Here is a 20155-nt window from a genome sequence, read left to right as displayed (position 1 = left end):
GGCAGGACACGCGGCACGGAAATCTCCTCGGAGATGTCCGTGCCCCGCTAATCTGCTCTGTTCGATCCGCTTTGGCTAATTCAGCGGCGTGTCGATCCCGGGCGTGTTGCGCGCTCCGGACCGAGAAATGCGGCGCTCAGCCGAGATTCTGCACGACCCAATCGATGGAGCGGGTCAGCTGGCTGACGTCGTCCGGATCGATCGCGGGGAACATGCCGATACGCAGCTGGTTGCGGCCGAGCTTGCGGTAGGGCTCGGTGTCCACGATGCCGTTGGCGCGCAGGATCTTCGCCACCGCGGCCGCGTCGACCGAGTCGGCGAAATCGATGGTGCCGACCACCTGCGAGCGGTGCGCCGGGTCCGTGACGTACGGGGTGGCGTACTCGCTCGACTCCGCCCAGGAGTACAGCCGCGAGGAGGAGTCCAGCGTGCGCTTGACCGCCCAGTCCAGGCCGCCGTTGTTGTTGAGCCACTCGATCTGGTCGGCGAACAGCAGCAGGGTGCCCAGCGCCGGGGTGTTGTAGGTCTGATCCTTGGTGCTGTTGTCGATCGCGATCGGCAGCGACAGGAAATCGGGCGTCCAGCGGCCCGAAGCCTTGATCTCCTCGACCCGCTCCAGCGCGGCCGGGCTCATCAGCGCCACCCACAGGCCGCCGTCGGAGGCGAAGCACTTCTGCGGAGCGAAGTAGTAGACGTCGGCGTCGGTGATGGTCACCGGCAGGCCGCCCGCGCCGGAGGTGGCGTCGATGGCGATGAGCGCGTGCTCCGAGCCCGCGGGACGCCGCACCGGGATGGACACGCCGGTGGAGGTCTCGTTGTGCGCCCAGCCGATCAGGTCCGCCGACGGGTCCGACACCGGCTCCGGCGCGCTGCCCGGCTCCGCCGAGACCACGATCGGGTCGCCGATGAACGGGTTGCCCTTGGTCACGGCGGCGAACTTCGAGCTGAACTCACCGTTGGTCAGGTGCAGCGAACGCTCCCGGACCAGGCCGAAGGCCGCCGCGTCCCAGAACGCGGTGGTGCCGCCGTTGCCGAGCACCACCTCGTAGCCGTCCGGCAGGCCGAACAGCTCGCGCAGGCCGGAGCGCACGCGCGCCACCACGTCCTTGACCGGTTTCTGCCGATGCGAGGTTCCGAACACCGAGGCGCCGACGTTCACCAGCGACTGCAGCTGCTCCGGGCGCACCTTGGAAGGGCCGCAGCCGAACCGTCCGTCGGCGGGCTTGATGTCGTCGGGAATGGTCGGAAACGCAGAGGTCATGGCCAACAGGGTAGTCGGTGGTGTCGCTGTGGCGACGCCCACACTCCGGCTAACGTAAGCGCCCATGAGCATGCCGTCAGCAAACTCGGGGTGGCGACTGCGCGAGCGGGCGCGGAATTTCCGCCTGCGCGGCGCGACGGTCTCGGACGCGATGCGGCGGGAGTTGCTGATCCGCGGGGAGGCGGGTACCGCCACGATCCTCGGCGTGCGTCCGCGCCGCACCGAACCGGGCCATGTGTTCTGGGTCCGCGTGCAGCTGGCCGGCGAGTTCCCCTACGAGACCCGGGTGCGGCAGCGGGTGCCGGACGCGGACCTGGAATGGATGCGGCCGGGCGACGCGGTGTGCTGCCGGGTGGATCCGCGCCACCGCGATCGCCTGGTGCTGTACGTCCCCGACCTCGAAGACGCGGGCCGGGCGAGCATCGCGAAGATCCTCGCCGACGGCCGCCGCGCCGACGCCACCGTGCTCGCCGCCGCTCCGGTCGCGGCCGACTACTCCGGTCGTGACGATCCGGTGCTGCGGCTGGACCTCGAACTGCGCGCCTGGGACGAACCCAAGCCGTGGCGGGTGCGGCTGGTGCAGCCGGTGCCGCTGCACGCCCTGCGGCTGGTCGACCTGGGCAGGCATCTCGAGGTCGCCTTCTTCGAGGTGGACCGTGGCGATACGGTCGCCGTCGACTGGGTCGCGTCGCTCGAGGAGTGAATCGCCGGCGAATGCGGCCGGGCGGCTACAGGTGCACGAAGGTGAAACCCATGGCGCGAATCTTCGGCAACGCCGCGATCATCCCGGCCGCGGTTCCGGAGCGCGGCCGATGCATATGGGCCAGGGAAATGGCGCCGGACGCGGCGGCATTCATCGCCGACTGCACCTGGGTGGCCGACGCCGTCGCGCCGAAATCGGCGTTGATACTGAAACCGACCGGCGTTTCACCCAATTCGTTGACGATGGACACCGCGACGTCGTCGTAATGCGCGGTGCCTGCGCGGAAGAATCGCGGCGGTTTGCCGGTGATCGTCGTGAGCAACTCGTGGTTGGCCCAGACTTCGTCGGCCGCCTCCCGCGCCGAAGCGGTTCCGGCGATGCCATAGGCTTCGCGGCCGTTCACCGACAGCGGTTTGTGCGCCACACCGTGATTGGCCAGTTCGAAGAGAGGATTCGCCGCCAGCTGCGCGGTGCGCGCGCGGTTGGCTTCGATCCAGCGTTTGTTGAGGAACAACGTCGCCGGAATCCGCTCGCTGATCAGGAAATTCACCAGCGACTCGTCGATGTCGTTGTTGCCGGTTCCGCCGCAGGCGTCGAAAGTGAGCGCCATCTGTTTGCCCGCGGCGCTGAAAGTACTTGTGATGCCAGGCATCTCGACGCCCCACTGCCGCGGCAGGCTGCCGGCGTGCCTGGCGGCGACGGCGACGGGTGTGCCGGCGTCCAGGCCCGTCGAGACCGGCGCGGCCCGCATCCCCGTGGTCGCGCCGGGCGCGATCGACGCGCGCGCCTGCGCCAAAGACGTGTTCTGCGTGGTGCCGCACCCGGTGGCGGCGAATCCTGCGGCCAGAGCGGCGCCGACGCCGAGCATCCGCCGCCTCGATATTCCTTTGTCCAGCATCCCTCTAGTCCTCTAGCTTCCCCTCCCGGATGCTACGCGAGCCGGACCTGACAGCGGGACAACATCTTCCGCCCTCAGGTCCGGCTCGCGGTCGTGACGCCGTGCGCGCTACGTGTGCGCGATCGTGGCCCAGCCCTCGACATCCTCGGGCTTGCGGGGGCCGGGGCCGGTGTAGATGGCCGCGGGGCGGACCAGCTTGCCCAGTTGCTTCTGCTCCAGGATGTGGGCGCACCAGCCCGCGGTGCGGCCGCAGGTGAACATGGCGGGCATCATGTGCGCGGGCACCTCGGCGAAGTCGAGGATCACGGCGGCCCAGAACTCCACGTTGGTCTCGATGGCCCGGTCCGGACGGCGTTCGCGCAGCTCCGCGAGGGCGGCCTGCTCCAGCGCGGCGGCGACCTCGTAGCGCGGCGCGCCGAGGCGCTCGGCGGTCGCCCGCAGCACGCGGGCGCGCGGGTCCTCGGCCCGGTAGACCCGGTGGCCGAAGCCCATCAGCTTCTCCTTGCGGTCCAGGATGCCCTTGACCAGCGCCCGCGCGTCACCGGTTCGCTCGACCTCCTCGATCATCGGCAGCACGCGCGCGGGCGCGCCGCCGTGCAGCGGGCCGGACATGGCGCCGATCGCTCCGGACAGCGCGGCCGCGACGTCGGCGCCGGTCGAGGCGATCACTCTGGCGGTGAAGGTGGAGGCGTTCATGCCGTGCTCGGCGGCGGAGACCCAGTAGGCGTCGATGGCCTCGGTGTGGCGCGGGTCGGGGTCACCCTTCCACCGGGTCATGAAGCGCTCGGTGACCGTGGTGCACTCGTCGATCTTCTTCTGCGGGACTGCGGGCTGGTAGATGCCGCGCGCCGACTGCGCGACGTAGGACAGCGCCATCACCGAGGCGCGGGCCAGGTTCTCCCTGGCGGTCTCGTCGTCGATGTCCAGCAGCGGCTGGTAGCCCCAGATCGGGGCGAGCATGGCCAGCCCGGCCTGCACGTCGACGCGCACGTCACCGGTATGCACCGGGAGCGGGAACGGCTCGGCGGGCGGCAGGCCGCGCCCGAACGATCCGTCGACCAGCAGCGCCCACACGTCACCGAAGGTGACCCGGTTCCCGACCAGGTTCTCGATGTCGACTCCGCGGTAGCGCAGCGCGCCGCCGTCCTTGTCCGGTTCGGCGATGTCGGTGGTGAAAGCCACCACGCCCTCGAGGCCACTGACGAAATCGCTGGGTACGGTGGCCTGCCCACCGGAAACCGCGGGGCTGGTAGTCATGTCGCGACTCTCCTTGCACTTGGGTCGCATGTTCTCGCCGATGGGAATTGTCGGATTTGACGAGCACATGCCGATCATCAAGACCTTAGCTCCCCGCTACCGAAGAGTAACGTCTGGCCCATGCGTGACCTGGACAATTCATCGGATCTCGCCGCCATGCGGGTCGACTACGGCGGCCTGCCGCACGGCGGCAACGACGACGTCGACTTGGACGAGACCTGGCTGGCGGGCGGCTGGGAGCCGCTGCTGCGGCACTGGATCGAACAGGCCACCGCGGTGGGCATCGCCGAACCCAACGCGATGGTGCTGGCCACGGTGTCCCTGGCCGACGGCACGCCGCGGCCGGTCGCGCGGACCGTGCTGTGCAAAGGGCTCTCGCCCGACGGTGTGATCTTCTACACCAACTACGACTCGGCCAAGGGCGCCCAGCTGACCGCACTGCCGTATGCCGCGGTCACCTTCGTCTGGCCCGCGCTGGGCAGGCAGGTGCATCTGCGCGGCTCGGTCGAGCGGGTTCCCGCCGAGACGACGGCGGCCTACTGGCGTTCCCGGCCCAGGGACTCGCAGCTCGGCGCGTGGGCCTCGCGCCAGTCCCAGCCGATCGCCTCCCGCGCCGAACTGGACCGCACGCTGGCCGAGACGACCGCGCGGTTCGCCGACACCGACGAGATCCCGGTGCCGCCGCACTGGGGCGGTTTCCTGGTCCGTCCCGACGAGGTGGAGTTCTGGCAGGGGCGGCGCGGCAGGCTGCACAACCGCATCCGGATGCGGATCGACGAGGCGACGACCACCGTCGAGCGCCTGCAGCCCTGACGTATTCCCAGCGTGCGGGTGAGAATTCTCGCGTCGATCCGGAACGGAGGACTGATTACGCTGCGGCGGTGAAACTGCTCGCCGACACCACTCCACTGCGCAATCCCGACTTCCGACGCCTCTGGAGCTCGGGCATCGTCACCATGATCGGCGCGCAATTGTCCGTGGTCGCCGTTCCGCAGCAGATCTTCCAGATCACCGGCAGCTCCGGTTACGTCGGCCTGGCCGGTCTGTTCGGCCTGGTGCCGCTGATCGTGTTCGGCCTGTGGGGCGGCGCGCTCGCCGACGTGCTCGACCGGCGCCGACTCCTGCTGATCACCAATTCCGGAACCGGGCTCACGGCGCTGGCCTTCTGGCTGCAAGCGGCGGCCGGGGCGGACAACGTGTGGCTGGTGCTGGGTCTGTTCGCCGTGCAGCAGGCGTTCTTCGCGGTGAATCAGCCGACCCGCAGCGCGACCATCCCCCGGCTGCTGCCGGAAGACCAACTGGCCGCGGCGAATTCGCTGAACATGACGGTGATGCAGTTCGGAGCGATCGCGGGCCCGGTGCTGGCGGGGGTGCTCATCCCCGTCGTCGGGCTGGCCACGCTCTACCTGATCGACGCGGTCGCGCTGCTGGCCACCTTGTGGGCGGTGTGGCGGCTGCCCGAGTTGCCGCCGACCGGGACGGTGCGCAGCGCCGGATTCCGCACGGTGCTCGCCGGTTTCGGCTACCTCGCCACCCAGCGGGTGCTGCTGGCGTCGTTCGCGGTGGACGTGATCGCCATGGTGTTCGGCATGCCGCGCGCGCTGTTCCCGCAGATCGCGCACGAGACCTTCGGCGACCCGGCCACCGGCGGCGTCGCGCTCGGCCTGCTGTTCGCCTCGATGTCGGCGGGCGCGGTGCTCGGCGGGGTCTTCTCGGGGTGGATTCCGCGCATCCGCAGGCAAGGGTTCGCGGTGCTGGTCTGCATCGCGCTGTGGGGTCTGGCCATGGTCGGCTTCGGCGTCGCCGTCGGGCTCACCCGCCACGGTCTCGGTCTGGGCGCCGGGCTGTGGATCGCGCTGGCCTGCTCGGCCTTCGGCGGCGCGGTGGACATGGTCTCGGCCGCGCTGCGGGTCACGATGCTGCAAACGGTGGCGACCGACGATCTGCGCGGGCGGCTGCAAGGGGTGTTCACCGTGGTGGTCGCGGGCGGCCCGAGGATCGGTGATGTTGCCCACGGTTTCGCGGCAGCGAGCCTGGGTACCGCTGTAGCCGCGGCGGGCGGAGGCGCGCTGGTGGTGGCGGGCGTGCTGATCGCGGCGGTCGCGTTTCCCGCCTTCACGCGTTACCGTGTCGCTCGCGCTCATGCCGAAATCGCCGTGTGACGTGCACCGCGGCCACCTGGCGACCGCGTTCGGCCGGGGCAGGCGAACCTCACCGCGCCGGGACGTGTTTGTGAGCCGCCGCAGGACTACCCTCCGGTATTGTCCGCGTCGGCCAACGGCTAGCGTTGAGGCAAGCGCATCGTGCGCCACCGCGCCGGTGCCTGTGGTTCTAGCCTGAGAGGGATCCTTCCGTGCCCGCTGAGAACATCATCAACGTCGACGACGACGCCAAGCCGGTGCTTTCCTACCCCGGCGGCGAGTTCCCGATGACGGTCACCAGGGCCGCCGAGGGCAACGACGGGATCGAGCTGGGAAAGCTGCTGGCCAGCACCGGGTACGTGACGTACGACCCGGGCTTCATGAACACCGCCCCGACCAAGTCGGCGATCACCTACATCGACGGTGAGGCGGGCATCCTGCGCTACCGCGGCTACCCGATCGACCAGCTCGCGGCGGCCTCGACCTTCATCGAGGTCAGCTACCTGCTGATCTACGGCGAGCTGCCCACCCAGGCCCAGCTCGAGGACTTCACCGACCGCATCCGCAGGCACACGCTGCTGCACGAGGACCTGAAGCGGTTCTTCGACGGCTTCCCGCGCAACGCGCACCCGATGCCGGTGCTGTCCTCGGCGGTGAACGCCCTGTCGGCCTACTACCAGGACTCGCTGGATCCGCGCGACCCCGAGCAGGTCGAGCTGTCCACCATCCGGCTGCTGGCCAAGCTGCCCACCATCGCGGCCTACTCGTACAAGAAGTCGGTCGGCCAGCCGTTCCTCTACCCGGACAACTCGCTGAGCCTGGTGGAGAACTTCCTGCGGATGACCTTCGGCTTCCCCGCCGAGCCCTACGAGGTGGACCCCGAGGTCGCCGCGGCACTGGACATGCTGCTGATCCTGCACGCCGACCACGAGCAGAACTGCTCCACCTCCACCGTGCGCCTGGTCGGCTCGTCCGACGCCAACCTGTTCACCTCGGTGTCCGGCGGCATCAACGCGCTCTGGGGCCCGCTGCACGGTGGCGCGAACCAGGCCGTGCTGGAGATGCTCGACGGCATCAAGGCCAGCGGCAGCGACGTCAAGGAGTTCATCCGCAAGGTCAAGAACAAGGAAGACGGGGTGAAGCTCATGGGCTTCGGGCACCGCGTCTACCGCAACTACGACCCGCGCGCCTCGATCGCCAAGAAGCACGCCGACGCCATCCTGAGCAAGCTCGGCGGCCACGACGAGCTGTTCGACATCGCCCAGGCCCTGGAAGAGGCCGCGCTCACCGACGACTACTTCATCGAGCGCCGCCTGTACCCGAACGTCGACTTCTACACCGGCGTCATCTACAAGGCGATGGGCTTCCCGACCCGCATGTTCACCGTGCTGTTCGCGATGGGCCGGCTGCCCGGCTGGATCGCGCACTGGCGCGAAATGCACAGCGAGCCGCTGAAGATCGGCCGTCCCCGGCAGATCTACACCGGTTACGGCGCTCGCGATTACCGCGAGATCAACAACCGTTGACGATATCCATCCACCATCTATCGAAGGGGATAGCCGAATGACCAAACCGGAGATCGAGTTCCAGGCTGGGCCCGCGCCCACCGAGCTGGTGATCAAGGACATCATCGAAGGCTCGGGCAAGGAAGCCGTGCCCGGCGGCACCGTGGAAGTGCACTACGTGGGCGTCGAATTCGAATCCGGCGAAGAGTTCGACTCGTCGTGGAACCGCGGCGAGTCCATCACCTTCCCGCTGCGCGGCCTGATCCAGGGCTGGCAGGACGGCATCCCCGGGATGAAGGTCGGCGGCCGTCGTCAGCTGACCATCCCGCCGGAGCTGGCCTATGGCGGGGCGGGCGGCGGTCACCCGCTTTCCGGCAAGACGCTGGTCTTCGTGATCGACCTGCTGAACGCCAATTAGTTCGGCGGCGCCTTCGGCGCCGCGTGTTCACGGCCCCTTCATGGCTCGCGTCCGAGCGACCACTGCTTGCGACGTCGTCGCTTGCGCAGCGGCCGCTCGGACGCGAGCCGGGCCGTGAACGGCGCATGCTCGGTCTCGCTTCGCTCGAAAGACGTGGTCGAGGTGAGCTGGGCACGTCGGCAAGACGGTTGCGGATAAAAGCGCAGGCGGTTCCAAACGGTCGCGCGATCGGTAACCGTAAGACTCACCGTTGGCCCGCGCGTCGTGAGCCTGAAGATGTTATGGCCCGTCATCCGTGAAGGAAGACGGGCCATCGTCGTATCTACTTTCTGACGATCTCCACCGGGTCGGTCAGGGCGGCTGCCAACGCCGCTTGCTGGGTGCTGCTGCGCTGGGGCAAGGCGGCCACGGCCTTGTCGGTCTGGGTGCTCAGGTTGTGCACGATGTTCTGTAGCTGGCTCACGCCGCCGGTGAGCTGGCCGATGGCGTCGACCAGTTGGGCTCCGCCCTGTTCGGCGAGCTGAGGCAGGCCCTCCGCGAGCTTCGCGCCCTCGGACAGTTGCGCGCTCGCGCTGGTCATGCGGTCGACGACGGTGCGGAGCAGGGTGCCGAGGTCGGTGTCGGGGTCGACCGCGCCGCCGACGAGCGAGCCGAGGCCGGTCAGCTGGTAACCCGCCTGCGCGGACACGCCGCGCAGCGCCTCCAGCTTCCCGATGATGTCGGCGAGCGCCGGGTCGTTCGCGAACGGCAGCGCGCGCAGCAGCGGCAGCACCTGGTCGAGTCCGCCGCTCACCGTGTTCGCCGTCCGTTCCACCTGCGCGATGGTGATGCCGGTGGAATCGAGAGCCGCGGCGAGCCGACCGGCCTGCGCGGCGGCGCCGTCGACGGTGGAGTTCAGCAACGCGATGGCCGAAGTGAGTTGCGAAGACCCCGATTTCGCGAATTCGAGGAAGCCGAGCAACTGGTCGGCGCCGGAGCTGAACTGGTCGGCTCCCGCGGCGGCCGCCTCGACCCCGGCGTTGAGCAACTGGGCGGTGAACTGCACCTGCGACATCTGCGACCTGGCCTGCGCGACGGCGGTGAGCGCGGCGTCGACGCCGGCCGCGCCGATCCGGTGCGTCACCGCGGTCACCGCGCCGTGCACCAGGTCGGCGTCGGCATGTTCGTTGGTGTCCACGGTGACCTTGGCCCGCTTCGGTTCCGGCCCGGCCAGCGTGCCCATCGAGGCGGTGAGATCGGCGGGCAGCGTGATGACAGCGGCGTAGTCGTCGGCGCTCGCCTCGCCCGGCGCCACGACGGTCCATTCGTAGCCGCCCGCGTCCTGCAACGCCTTGACCACGCGCGCACCCGTCGGACCGGCATCGGCATCGACCAGCGCGATTCCCGTCGGCGCCCGATCCGTCCCCCTCCATACGGTGATCCCGGCGCCGAGCGCTCCGGCTGAGACGAGGGCAACGACGAGAAGGCCCCAGCGGGCGCGTTTTCCGATCACGCCGCCGACCCTAAGCCCGAGATATGGCGCGCCCCTTGGCGTTTCTCTGAGAGTTGTCTAAGTTGCCGACCGCTCGGGCAGGTCGAGGACCAAGCGGATGCCACCGAGGGCGCCCGCGTCGAAATACGCCCGGCCGCCGTGCAGTTGGGCCTGCTGGGCGACCAGCGCCAAGCCGAGGCCGGAGCCGCCCTTGCTCGCCTGGCTGCCGCGGAAGAAGCGGTCGAAGACGGCCTCGCGCTCCTGCGGCGGGATGCCGCGGCCGTTGTCGTCGACCGAGATCACGATGTGGCCGCCCGGCGCGCGGTGCGCCGAGACCAGGGCCTCGGTCGCTCCGCCGTGTTTCACCGAGTTGGCCAGCGCGTTGTCCACCGCGAGCCGCAGCCCGGCGGGCAGGCCGCGGGTGACCAGCTCGGCATCGGAATCGATGCGCACGACCAAGCCGGGGAAGTGCCGCATGGCGTCGTGCGCGGCCTGGTCGCACAGGTCGCCGACGTCGGTGGCGACGTGGTCGCGCTCGTTGGTCAGGTCACCGGTGGCCAGCCGCTCCAGCGCGGCGAGCGTGCTCTCCACCCGGCCCTGGCTGCGCTGCAGGTCGTTGAGGATCTCGGCCCGCTGCGCCTCGTCCAGATCGAGCGTGCGCAGCACCTCGAGATCGGTGCGCATCGCGGTCAGCGGGGTGCGCAGCTCGTGGGCGGACACGGCGGCGAAGTCGCGTGCGGTCTCCAGCGCGGCGGCGGTCTGCGCCTGCGCCTGATCCACTCGCTGCAGCATGGTGTTCACCGCGTCGGCCAGTTGTTCCGCCTCGTGCACGCCCGCGCCCTCCACCGGCGCCTGCGGATTGCTCGGATCCGGGAACGCGCTGCGTGCGCCCACCTGCCGGGTGAGCCGGACGATCGGGCGCACCGCCGCGCCCGCGAGCAACCAGCCGAGTCCAGCGGCCGCGGCGATGGCGAGCAGGGCGCCGCCGAGCACCCACCGTTGCTGCTCGGCGGTGGCCTCGGCCGCGTCCGCTGCGGGTATGCCGAGGGCGACCACCCGGCCCGAGGGTTGCTTCTCGGTGGTGGTCAGAATCCGGTACGGGATGCCGTTCACCGGGACGGTGCGGGAACCGACCGGCAGCTCGGGCAGTTCCGGGGGCGTGCTCGCGACGACCTCGCCGTTGTCACGGACGGTCACAGCCATGTTGTTGTTCAGGCCGGTCAGGCTGATGACCCGGACCGCGATCTGCGGCTCGATCAGGACGATGCGCGCGGCGACGTCGAGTTGCTGATCGGATTGCCGGACGTTGTTGCGCTCGATGGCGCGGATGCTGATCAGGCTGATCAGCGTGACGATGATGATCGCGCCCGCGGCGGCAGCGCCCGCGACGCGGGTGCGCAGCGAAAACGACCGGCGCCTGCGAGTTTCCGGCGGTGCGGCGGCGGGCGCCGTCATTTCGGCGCTCGCAGCACGAACCCGACGCCGCGGATCGTGTGCAGCAGGCGCGCAGTGCCGTCCACCTCGAGTTTGCGGCGCAGATAGCCGACGAAGACGTCCACCACATTCGTGTCGGCGGCGAAGTCGTAGCCCCACACCAGTTCCAGCAGACGTTCCCGGCTCAGCACCACCCCGACGTTTCTGGCCAGCGTCGACAGCAGTTCGAATTCCCGCTTGGTGAGTTCGATCTCGCGGCCGTGCAGCAGCGCGCGGTAGCCCGCGACGTCCACCTCGAGCGGGCCGACGGTGACCGCGCCCGGTGTCGCGGGGGCGGGTACGTCCGACCGCCTGCGCAGCAGCGCCCTGATCCGGACCACCAGTTCCTTCAGCACGAATGGCTTGACCAAGTAGTCGTCGGCGCCGGATTCCAGTCCGGCGATGCGGTCGTCCACCGACGCGCGGGCGCTGAGCACGCAGATCGGCACCTCGTTGCCCATCGCGCGCAAGGCGGTCACCACGCCGGCGCCGTCGAGCACCGGCATGTTCATATCCAGCACGATGGCGTCGGGCGCGTGCTCGTTCACACTGCGCAGCGCCTGGGCGCCGTCCCTGGCCACCAGGACTCGGAAGCCGGACAGACGCAGCCCGCGCTCGACCGAGGCGAGCACGTCCTCGTCGTCGTCCACCACGAGAACCGTCGGGTTCGAGGTCGAGGTCACGTCGTCCATTCTGCTCCCCGCCTCCGTAGATCTTCGGTCGTGCGAGCCGGGCGCGTGGACTCGCGTTCGGAACCCGCGGACGACCCGCCGGAACACGCGGATTCCGGCGGGTCACCCAGGTCACCGCGAATCAGTAGTTGTGGCAGGTCTCCGCCACGACGCGGATGGTGTCGCGCAACTGCGCGGTCCTAGGGTCGTTCTCCGCCTGGCGCACCGCGTCCGGGTTCTCGTCGATGGCCCGCCGCAACTCGGCCCTGCGCTGCTCGACCGGCTGGTCGAACCTGCGCTGCAGCTCGGCCTTCTGGCTCGGGTTCGCGTCGAGCACCGCGGCCAGCTGCGGCGCCTTGTCGTGCAGCGCCGCGTCGACCTGGGCGAACGAGCAGTCCGATGTCAGCAGCGGCTCGGCGTATTCCATCGGGCCCGCCGCGGCGACGGCGGGGCTCAGTAGCAACGTGACCGTGGCGATTCCACCTGCTGCCGCGGCGGCGATGGCGGGGCGGCCTACGGAACGTTTCATGAATCTGCCTCCAGATCATCGAGGGGTTTCGGGGCGGTCTCGAGGCTATTTCGAACTGCTGGCACCGATATGAACATCCTCTGAGGAAACTCTGAGGACGTCGACGGCGGACGGAAGTCAGGACGGGGCAACCGGATCCACGTCGGGCTCGACCACGTCGCCGGTGTGGTCGGCGCCGTGCGCCGGATCCAGCCACTCGGGGCGCGCGACGCGGATCTGCTGCTCGAGCGCCGCCAGGACCGCCGGGTCCTCGATGGTGGACGGCACCTCGAACGTCTCGCCGGAGGTGATCTGCCGGAGGGTCTTGCGCAGGATCTTGCCCGATCTGGTCTTGGGCAGCGCGGTCACGATGATGGCGTCGTGCAGCGTGGCGATCGCGCCGACCTGGGTGCGCACCCGCTTGATCAGCTCGTCGCGCAACCGGTCGGGATCGAGTTCGACGCCGGACTTGAGCACCACGTACGCCAGCGGCCGGTGCCCCTTGAGCTCGTCGGGCAGTCCGATGACGGCGCATTCGGCGACCGCGTCGTGCCCCGCGATGGCCGCCTCGATGCTGCCGGCCGAAAGCCGGTGCCCGGCCATGTTGATCACGTCGTCGCTGCGGCCGAGGACGTACAGGTAGCCGTCCTCGTCGAAGTAGCCGGAGTCGCCGGTGAGGTAGTGGCCGGGGTAGGCGGAGAGATAGGAGCGCTCGTACCGCGCCGCGTCACGCCATAGGCCGGTCAGCGTGCCGGGCGGCAGCGGCAGCCCGATGACGATGTTGCCCTCGGTGTTCGGCGCCACCGCGTTGCCGGAGGAGTCCAGCACGCGCAGTCGATAGCCGGGCACCGGCACCGAGGCCGAGCCCGGTTTGATCGGCAGCTGCTGCAGGCCGAGCGGGTTGGCGCAGACCGGCCATCCGGTCTCGGTCTGCCACCAGTGATCCACGACCGGGCAGTCCGAGCGACCCGCGAGCAGGGTCTGCTCGGCCCAGGCGTAGGTGGCCGGGTCGAGGCGTTCGCCCGCGCAGAACAGCGCGCGCAGGGAGGACAGATCGTGCCGGTGGGCCAGCTCGGCATCGGGGTCGGCCTTGCGGATGGCGCGCAGCGCGGTCGGCGCGGTGAACAGCACGTCGACCTTGTGCTTGTCGACCACCCGCCAGTACGCCCCCGCGTCCGGAGTGCCGACCGGCTTGCCTTCGTACAGCAGCGTGGTGGCTCCGACCAGCAGCGGCGCGTAGACGATGTAGGAGTGCCCGACCACCCAGCCCACGTCGGAGGCGGCCCACATCACCTGACCCGCGTCGACGTCGTAGATGTTGCGCATCGACCAGGCCAGGGCGACCGCGTGCCCGCCGTTGTCGCGGACAACGCCCTTCGGCTTCCCGGTGGTGCCGGAGGTGTAGAGGATGTAGAGCGGATCGGTCGCGGCGACCGACACCGGGTCGGCCCTCGGCGCGTCGCGGACGGCGTCGTCCCAGTCGAGCCACTGCGCGGCCACCGTCTCCGCCGAACTCGGCAGGTACTCGGTGGCCGGCTGCGGAGCGGGGAACGGGATCGTGTCGAACTGCGCCCGCTGCTTGACGATCACGGTGCGCGGCGCGGTCGTCTGGGCCAGGTCCAGCGCCCGCAGCACGATGGGCGGGTATTCGATCCGCTTGCCCGGTTCCAGGCCGCCGGACGCTGTGATGATCAACACCGGCTCCGCGTCATCGATGCGGGCGGCCAGCTCGGGGGCCGCGAATCCGCCGAACACCACGGAGTGCACCGCGCCGATGCGGGCGCAGGCCAGCATCGCGATCACCGCTTCGGGAATCATCGGCAGGTAGATCACCACGCGATCGCCGGCGGTGACGCCCAGCCGCACCATCGCGCCCGCGAACCGCGCCACCTCGTCGAGCAGTTCGGCGTAGGTGTAGACGACGGTGACATCGGTCATAGCCGAGTCGTAGATCAGGGCGGGCTGGTCGGCGCGGCTGGGAACGCCGGGGGCGGTGGGGTGGACGTGGCGGTCGAGAGCGTTGAAGGAGGTGTTGAGCCGAGCGCCGGAGAACCACCTGGCCACCGGGCGGGCACCGGAGTCGAGGATCTGCGCTGGCGGCACGTCCCAGTCGATCGCTTCGGCCGCGCCGGCCCAGAACTCGGCGGGATCCACCAAGCTGGTCTGATAGGCCGGTCGATACTCCTGCCGCACGTTCAACCCCGTGACTCCCTAGCCTCGCCTCGATGCCCGCCTCGATAGATCTGGTTGATTGTGGCAGACTTCACGCGACGCCCGGGTGGGTGCCGCGACCTTTGGTTTTGCCTGGAACCGGCAGGTCAATGATCGCGACATCACGCCCCGTCACCCAAGAAGTTATTGATCCGTTAGAATCTGATGTCACTTATTTGGGCCGTCGTAGACGCAATTTCTCGGCCAGCCGCAGCTCTCGGCCAGCTCCACCTGTCGAGCCAAGCACGCGATTGTGGAGGTTCGGTTGATGGCGCGTGGTAGAGGCCAGTTTGGAAAGTGAGTGGGAGATGCGTGACGCCGCTAGTTCCGGCAGTAGCCGCTGGGCGCTGGGCAACTGGGACCTGCGCTGGAAGGTGACGGCGGTGCTCGCCGTGCCGCTCGCGGTCGCGGTCGGGCTCGGCGTCTCCAGGATCTCGTCGGAGTTCGCGGAGTCGAACCGGCTCGCCGACATCTCGGAGAACGTCGCCGCCATCCCATCGGTCACCGCGCTCAGCGCGCAGACCGCCACCACCGCGGGCTCGCAGATGATCTCGCTGGGCACCAACCAGTCCGTGGTGACCGACCAGAACCTCGCGGACCTGGACAAGGCGATCGCCAACGCCGAGAAGGCGGTTTCCAAGCTCGACGGAGTGCCCGGTGCGCGCGCGGCCATCGACAGCATGCTCACCCAGGCCAAGGGCGTGCGCGCCCAGGGCAAATCGGTCTCCACCGGTCCGCCGTCGGACACCCTCGCGCTGATCGACCGCGTCCGCAGCGACAGCGTCCGGATCGTGGAGACGACGGTCGGCCAGGTCAGCGACACCGCGGTGGACGCGGCCAAACTGCGCTTGGTCGACTCGCTCAACACCCGCGCCACCCTGGTCAGCGAGCTCGCCGCCTTCCCCGAGGTGCTGCGCTCCCAACAGTCCGGCGTCCAGAACTTCCTCATCGCCTCCAACACCGAGCGCGCGCTGCTCAACGTGCTCGCGCACCGCTTCTCCGACGGCGACACCTCGATCGCCGACCTGCGCGCCGGCATCGACACCAGGATCGCGCTGCTGACCAGCCCGCAGTCGCAGGCGGGCCAGCTTCCCGTCGGTGATCTGAAGAAGTCGCTGACCGACAGCCTCGCGGTCTACGAGCACGTCGTCGGCAAGGCGACCAAAGACATCGACTCCGCGATGAACTCGCTGGTGACCAACGCCCAGCGCGACGCGTGGACCTACACCGCGGTCGTTATCGCCACCATCCTCGCCGCGCTGTTGCTCGCGGTCTTCGTGGCCCGCTCGATGATCGTCCCGCTGCATCGGCTGCGGTTGGCCGCCCTGCGCGTGGCCGAGAGCGACCTGCCGCACGAGGTCGCCCAGCTCCGCAACGGCGCCTCGCCGGAAGAGGTGCCGCTGGAGCCGATGCCGGTGCGCAGCACCGAGGAGATCGGTCAGCTGGCCCGCGCGGTGGACGACATCCACGGCCAGGCGCTGCGTCTGGCCAGCGACCAGGCGAAGATGCGTTCGCAGGTCAACGACATGTTCGAGACCTTGGCGCGGCGGTCGAAGTCGCTCGTCGACCACCAGCTCACGCTCATCGAGGCGATGGAGTACGACGAGAAGGACCCGCGCCTGCTGGAGAACCTGTTCCGGCTGGACCATCTCGCCGCCCGCATGCGCCGCAACGGCGACAACCTGCTGATTCTCGCCGGCACCAGGCAGCGCCGCGCCAAGTCCGCCCCGGTCGAGATCGCCGACGTGCTGCGCGCCGCGATCTCCGAGGTGGAGGACTACGAGCGCGTGAAGCTCGGCGCCACTCCCCGCGGTTCGCTGAAGGAACCCGCCGCCTCCGACCTCGCGCACCTGTTCGCCGAGCTGCTGGACAACGCGCTGCGCGCCTCGCCGCCGGAGACCGACGTCAAGTTCACCTTCGCGCAGGCGCACGATCAGGGCCTGCTCATCGAGGTGGCCGACCGCGGCATCGGTATGCCGCCCGCCGAGATGGCCGAGATCAACCGCCGTCTGGAGCAGACCGCCGAGCCAGGGCCGGACACGGCCAGGCACATGGGTCTGTTCGTGGTCGGCAGGCTCGCCGAGCGGCACGGTCTCACCGTGCGGCTGCGGCCGACCTTCGACACCGCGCGCGATCCCGGCGTGACGGTGACCGTGCACGTGCCCGTCGGACTCATCGTCGCGGGCAAACCGAGCGCGGGGCAGCCCGTCACCCCGCAGCCTTCGCCGCATGCCGCAGCTCCTCAGCGTCCGTCGGCGCCGTCGTCCATGCAGATGCGGGCCGTCCAGCGGACTCCTGGGGGCAATGTCGTGGTGACCGTCGATCCCGGGGTGAGCGGCCCGATTCCGGCCGTCAGCGCCAAGCCGGCCGCTCCGCCCAGCGGACCGGTCCCCACCGGCCCCGGCGGACTGCCGCAGCGGCAGCCGGGTTCGGCGATGTCGTCGTCCGGCATGCGCTCGGAGGCCCAGCAGTCGGCCACGAGTCTGCGGCCCGCGTCGGGGCAGCCCGCGCCGAGTGGTCCGCAGCGCGGCAAGCTGGCCGCGGCCAACCTGCCCAAACGCAACCTCAACCCCGGCGGTCCGCCGCCGCGCCAGCCCGGTGCCCCCACGGAGCGGCCCGGTTCCGGCCTGCCGCCGCGTGAGCCGAACTCGGGTGAACTGCCGGTGCGTCAGCCGGGCGCCAACGGCGTGCCGCAGCCGAGCACCGGTCTGCCCCAGCGTCAGCCGGGCGCCAATGGCGCGCCTGCGCGAGACGCGTCGAACGGTCTGCCGCAGCGCGAGTCCGCCTCCGGCGGTCTGCCGCAGCGGGAGCCCGGTTCGAGTGGTCTGCCGCAGCGTGAGTCCGCTTCCGGCGGCTTGCCGCAGCGTGATTCGGCGGCGGGTGGTCTGCCGTCGCGTGAGCCTGGGGCCACGGGCCTGCCGTCGCGTGAGCCGGGCGCCACCGGCCTACCGCAGCGGCAGCCGGGATCGAACGGTGTGCCGCAGCGTGAGTCGGCGGCGGGAGGTCTGCCGCAGCGTGAATCGGGTGTCACGGGTCTGCCGTCCCGTGAGCCGGGTGCCACGGGTCTGCCGTCGCGTGAATCGGGTGCCACGGGTCTGCCGTCGCGTGAGCCGGGTGCGAGCGGTATTCCGTCGCGTGAGTCCGGTATCACGGGCTTGCCGTCGCGTGAGCCGGGTGCGAGCGGTATTCCGTCGCGTGAGTCCGGTCTCACGGGCTTGCCGTCGCGTGAGCCGGGTGCGAGCGGTATTCCGTCGCGTGAGTCCGGTATCACCGGCTTGCCGTCGCGTGAGCCCGGTGTGAGCGGTCTGCCCTCGCGTGAGCCCGGTGCCACGGGTCTGCCGTCGCGGCAGCCCGCGCCGGGTCTGCCACAGCGCGACGCGGCGGCCAATGGTCTTCCGCAGCGTGAACCGGGCAACGGTCTGCCGCAGCGGGACGCGGGCGCGCATCGTCTTCCGCAGCGCGAGTCCACCGGTGGCCTGCCGCAGCGTGAGCCGGGCTCCGGCGCGCTGCCCGCGGTCGGCAATGGCCTGCCGCAACGGGATTCGGCCGGCAGCGGCCTGCCGCAGCGGGATGCCGGTGCGCTCAATGGTCTGCCGCAGCGTCCGCCCGCGCCGTCGAGTCTGCCGCAGCGCGAGGGCGGCCTGACCGGTCTGCCGCAGCGCGAGGGCGGCCTGACCGGTCTGCCGCAGCGGCAGCCGGGCGCCCAGGCGCCGCAGCGCCAGCCCGTGCCGCCGGGTGTCGCACTGCCGCAGCGGGATCGCGGTGGCCAGCACGCCGCGAGCGGCGAACAGCCCGCGGCGTCGGCGGGGCGCGATCCGGGCAAGCACAGCTTCCGGTCCAACCCGGCCAAGACGGCTTCGTTCTTCCAGACCAGGCTGCAGCCCGCGGAGGAATCGGATTCGGTGATGGGCGGTACGCCGATCTTCGCCGAGATGATGTCGGCATGGCTGTCGGATCCCAACACGGATAGGTCCCAGGTGGCTGCTTCCTTCGAATCGCCGGGTGACGAGGGATGGCAAGCGGCTCGCCGTGCCAGCGAGGCGCAGCCGGAGGCGAAAACGGCGGCGGGCTTGCCCCAACGCAATCCGGGCGGAAGGCTTGTCCCCGGCGGCGTGAGCGGTGCGGCGGATCGGGCGCCGCGCCGCGACCCAGAAACGATCAGGTCCAGCTTGAGTCGTCACCAGCAGGGCGTCCGGGATGGCCGCGCAATGAGAGCAATGAACCTAACCGGAGATAAAGGAGACCGATGAACCCCGATCTAGGTGGTACGAATCGTCAGCTGGATTGGCTGGTTTCGAACTTTGCCAACGAGGTTCCTGGCGTAGCCCATGCCGTCCTGGTCTCGGCCGACGGCCTACTCATGGCCGCGAGCGCCCAGCTGCCCGTCGACCGCGCCGAACAGCTCTCGGCCGTCACGGCCGGTCTGGCCAGCCTGTCGGTCGGCGTCTCGAACCTGTTCGAGGGCGGCACCGTGCTGCAGTCCGTCGTCGAGATGGAGCACGGTTACCTGCTACTCATGGCTGTCGGCGATGGTTCCTATCTCGCGGTGCTGACCAACACGTCGTGTGACATCGGTCAGGTCGGCTACGAGATGGCTCTGTTGGTCGAGCGGGTTGGCCAGACTGTTCAGGCCACACCACGCGTCACGATGGGTTCCTGATGGTGGGATGGACATAGAAGATCACCGCGTGGGGAGCGTCGAGCCCAGTCTCGTACGCCCATACTCGTTGACCGCAGGCCGCACCAGGCCCGCGGTCGAGTTGGCGTTGGAGGCCCTCGTCGCATCGCATCCGGTCGCCCTGGAGCGGCAGTTCGAACTGACCAACATCGAGACGTCAATCGTGGAGTTGTGCAGAGAATCGCCGTCCGTTGCCGAGGTAGCAGCCCGATTGGGTATCCCAATCGGGGTGGCCCGTGTGCTCGTGGCCGATTTGATCGAGGCCGGGCACGTGCGCGTTTCGGCGACATTGAAAGACGATTCCAGCGACGATGAACGTCGCGAGCTGATCGAAAGGGTTCTCAGTGGACTCCGGCGTATTTGATTCGACGGCGCAGGTCGACACTCGTACCAGTAAGCCAACATCGGCGAAGATCGTGGTCGCGGGTGGCTTCGGTGTCGGGAAGACCACGTTGGTCGGTGCTGTCTCGGAGATCGTTCCGCTGCGCACCGAGGCATTGGTGACCAATGCCAGCGCCGGGATCGACAATCTGACCGGCATCCCGATGAAGTCGACCACCACCGTGGCGATGGACTTCGGCCGGATCAGTCTCGCCGACGATCTCGTGTTGTACCTGTTCGGCACGCCTGGCCAGTACCGTTTCTGGTTCATGTGGGACGACCTGATCCGCGGCGCCATCGGCGCCGTCGTCCTGGTCGACACCCGCAGGCTGGAGGACAGCTTCGCGGCCGTCGACTACTTCGAAGCGCGCGGCCTGCCGTTCCTGGTGGCGCTCAACGAATTCGACGACGCGCCGCGGTACCCGATCGAGGACATCCGGCAGGCGCTGGCCGTGCCTGCCGATGTGCCGATCCTGTCCATCGACGCTCGTCGTCGTGAGCCGGCCAAGCAGGCGCTGGTCGCGCTCACCGAGTACGCGCTGCGCAAGGTGATGCAGGGCTACTGAGTGCTCGCGTGGC

17 protein-coding genes are annotated in these 20155 nt (G+C 69.6%); 9 read left to right on the top strand and 8 right to left on the bottom strand.

Annotated elements, in window-relative coordinates:
* Nucleotides 1-136 precede the first annotated feature (136 nt).
* The gene (gene serC / locus ACWDMM_RS07950; protein WP_357206540.1) at nt 137-1261 is read right to left on the bottom strand and encodes a phosphoserine transaminase; all 1125 of its coding nucleotides are present in this window, start codon (nt 1259-1261) and stop codon (nt 137-139) included.
* A 64-nt stretch (nt 1262-1325) separates the two neighbouring features.
* On the opposite strand from serC, the gene ACWDMM_RS07945 reads away from it, so the two are divergent.
* Nucleotides 1326-1964: a hypothetical protein gene (locus tag ACWDMM_RS07945; RefSeq protein WP_357206538.1), complete on the top strand. Its 639-nt coding sequence runs from the start codon at nt 1326-1328 to the stop codon at nt 1962-1964.
* Nucleotides 1965-1989: 25 nt separating this feature from the next.
* On the opposite strand, the gene ACWDMM_RS07940 is transcribed toward ACWDMM_RS07945, so the two are convergent.
* A complete protein-coding gene (locus tag ACWDMM_RS07940) occupies nt 1990-2862 on the bottom strand; it encodes a polysaccharide deacetylase family protein (protein WP_357206536.1) in 873 nt (290 codons plus the stop codon).
* A 108-nt stretch (nt 2863-2970) separates the two neighbouring features.
* The gene (locus ACWDMM_RS07935) at nt 2971-4119 is read right to left on the bottom strand and encodes a citrate synthase 2 (RefSeq protein ID WP_195078246.1); all 1149 of its coding nucleotides are present in this window, start codon (nt 4117-4119) and stop codon (nt 2971-2973) included.
* A gap of 120 nt (nt 4120-4239) precedes the next feature.
* Here ACWDMM_RS07935 and pdxH point away from each other — a divergent pair, with 120 nt between their 5' ends.
* The 4 genes from pdxH (at nt 4240) to ACWDMM_RS07915 (ending at nt 8183) form a co-directional block, all read left to right on the top strand.
* The gene (gene pdxH, locus ACWDMM_RS07930) at nt 4240-4932 is read left to right on the top strand and encodes a pyridoxamine 5'-phosphate oxidase (RefSeq protein WP_357206534.1); all 693 of its coding nucleotides are present in this window, start codon (nt 4240-4242) and stop codon (nt 4930-4932) included.
* 68 nt (nt 4933-5000) lie between these two features.
* Nucleotides 5001-6281 carry an MFS transporter gene (locus tag ACWDMM_RS07925; RefSeq protein ID WP_195078248.1) on the top strand — a complete coding sequence of 427 codons (1281 nt, stop codon included), beginning with the start codon at nt 5001-5003 and terminating at the stop codon, nt 6279-6281.
* 191 nt (nt 6282-6472) lie between these two features.
* Nucleotides 6473-7786 (top strand): citrate synthase, encoded by a 1314-nt coding sequence (locus ACWDMM_RS07920; protein ID WP_083880375.1) that lies wholly within the window; start codon nt 6473-6475, stop codon nt 7784-7786.
* A gap of 37 nt (nt 7787-7823) precedes the next feature.
* Nucleotides 7824-8183 (top strand): FKBP-type peptidyl-prolyl cis-trans isomerase, encoded by a 360-nt coding sequence (locus ACWDMM_RS07915; protein WP_039795159.1) that lies wholly within the window; start codon nt 7824-7826, stop codon nt 8181-8183.
* A gap of 322 nt (nt 8184-8505) precedes the next feature.
* On the opposite strand, the gene ACWDMM_RS07910 is transcribed toward ACWDMM_RS07915, so the two are convergent.
* The 5 genes from ACWDMM_RS07910 to ACWDMM_RS07890 all read right to left on the bottom strand — a co-directional run bounded on the left by ACWDMM_RS07910 (nt 8506) and on the right by ACWDMM_RS07890 (nt 14505).
* Nucleotides 8506-9675 (bottom strand): YhgE/Pip domain-containing protein, encoded by a 1170-nt coding sequence (locus ACWDMM_RS07910; RefSeq protein ID WP_195078249.1) that lies wholly within the window; start codon nt 9673-9675, stop codon nt 8506-8508.
* A 57-nt stretch (nt 9676-9732) separates the two neighbouring features.
* Nucleotides 9733-11109 (bottom strand): sensor histidine kinase, encoded by a 1377-nt coding sequence (locus ACWDMM_RS07905; RefSeq protein ID WP_449936631.1) that lies wholly within the window; start codon nt 11107-11109, stop codon nt 9733-9735.
* The gene (locus tag ACWDMM_RS07900) at nt 11106-11819 is read right to left on the bottom strand and encodes a response regulator transcription factor (protein ID WP_195078251.1); all 714 of its coding nucleotides are present in this window, start codon (nt 11817-11819) and stop codon (nt 11106-11108) included. The genes ACWDMM_RS07905 and ACWDMM_RS07900 overlap by 4 nt, the downstream gene beginning before the upstream one ends.
* 121 nt (nt 11820-11940) lie before the next feature.
* Entirely contained in the window at nt 11941-12327 is a 387-nt protein-coding gene (locus ACWDMM_RS07895; RefSeq protein ID WP_195078252.1) for a hemophore-related protein, read from the bottom strand.
* A 117-nt stretch (nt 12328-12444) separates the two neighbouring features.
* Nucleotides 12445-14505, bottom strand: coding sequence for an AMP-binding protein (locus ACWDMM_RS07890; protein WP_449936628.1), 2061 nt, complete (start codon nt 14503-14505; stop codon nt 12445-12447).
* Nucleotides 14506-14825: 320 nt separating this feature from the next.
* Between ACWDMM_RS07890 and ACWDMM_RS07885 the strand changes: the two genes are divergently transcribed.
* Genes ACWDMM_RS07885 through ACWDMM_RS07870 form a run of 4 tightly spaced genes read left to right on the top strand, consistent with a single transcriptional unit; the run spans nt 14826 to nt 20142 of the window.
* Nucleotides 14826-18767: an ATP-binding protein gene (locus ACWDMM_RS07885; protein WP_449936625.1), complete on the top strand. Its 3942-nt coding sequence runs from the start codon at nt 14826-14828 to the stop codon at nt 18765-18767.
* Nucleotides 18764-19177, top strand: coding sequence for a roadblock/LC7 domain-containing protein (locus ACWDMM_RS07880; protein WP_011207200.1), 414 nt, complete (start codon nt 18764-18766; stop codon nt 19175-19177). The genes ACWDMM_RS07885 and ACWDMM_RS07880 overlap by 4 nt, the downstream gene beginning before the upstream one ends.
* A gap of 7 nt (nt 19178-19184) precedes the next feature.
* On the top strand, nt 19185-19559 hold the full coding sequence (locus ACWDMM_RS07875) for a DUF742 domain-containing protein (RefSeq protein WP_039795171.1): 375 nt from the start codon (nt 19185-19187) through the stop codon (nt 19557-19559).
* Nucleotides 19540-20142 (top strand): GTP-binding protein, encoded by a 603-nt coding sequence (locus ACWDMM_RS07870; RefSeq protein ID WP_174186021.1) that lies wholly within the window; start codon nt 19540-19542, stop codon nt 20140-20142. Before ACWDMM_RS07875 ends, ACWDMM_RS07870 begins: the two co-directional genes overlap by 20 nt.
* The last annotated feature ends 13 nt before the right edge of the window (nt 20143-20155 follow it).

The organism is Nocardia sp. NPDC003726 (assembly GCF_053586955.1).
The sequence above is the reverse complement of the archived record's forward strand: the minus strand, read 5'-3'. Positions and strand labels throughout refer to the sequence as shown.

What these genes read in the sequence shown, in the direction of transcription:
- ACWDMM_RS07885 (WP_449936625.1), top strand. Translation starts at nt 14,826, where the DNA reads ATGCGTGACGCCGCTAGTTCCGGCAGTAGCCGCTGGGCGCTGGGCAAC.
- pdxH (WP_357206534.1), top strand. Translation starts at nt 4,240, where the DNA reads ATGCGTGACCTGGACAATTCATCGGATCTCGCCGCCATGCGGGTCGAC.
- ACWDMM_RS07895 (WP_195078252.1), bottom strand. Translation starts at nt 12,327, where the DNA reads ATGAAACGTTCCGTAGGCCGCCCCGCCATCGCCGCCGCGGCAGCAGGT.
- ACWDMM_RS07905 (WP_449936631.1), bottom strand. Translation starts at nt 11,109, where the DNA reads ATGACGGCGCCCGCCGCCGCACCGCCGGAAACTCGCAGGCGCCGGTCG.
- ACWDMM_RS07935 (WP_195078246.1), bottom strand. Translation starts at nt 4,119, where the DNA reads ATGACTACCAGCCCCGCGGTTTCCGGTGGGCAGGCCACCGTACCCAGC.
- serC (WP_357206540.1), bottom strand. Translation starts at nt 1,261, where the DNA reads ATGACCTCTGCGTTTCCGACCATTCCCGACGACATCAAGCCCGCCGAC.
- ACWDMM_RS07900 (WP_195078251.1), bottom strand. Translation starts at nt 11,819, where the DNA reads ATGGACGACGTGACCTCGACCTCGAACCCGACGGTTCTCGTGGTGGAC.
- ACWDMM_RS07915 (WP_039795159.1), top strand. Translation starts at nt 7,824, where the DNA reads ATGACCAAACCGGAGATCGAGTTCCAGGCTGGGCCCGCGCCCACCGAG.
- ACWDMM_RS07945 (WP_357206538.1), top strand. Translation starts at nt 1,326, where the DNA reads ATGAGCATGCCGTCAGCAAACTCGGGGTGGCGACTGCGCGAGCGGGCG.
- ACWDMM_RS07875 (WP_039795171.1), top strand. Translation starts at nt 19,185, where the DNA reads ATGGACATAGAAGATCACCGCGTGGGGAGCGTCGAGCCCAGTCTCGTA.
- ACWDMM_RS07940 (WP_357206536.1), bottom strand. Translation starts at nt 2,862, where the DNA reads ATGCTGGACAAAGGAATATCGAGGCGGCGGATGCTCGGCGTCGGCGCC.
- ACWDMM_RS07880 (WP_011207200.1), top strand. Translation starts at nt 18,764, where the DNA reads ATGAACCCCGATCTAGGTGGTACGAATCGTCAGCTGGATTGGCTGGTT.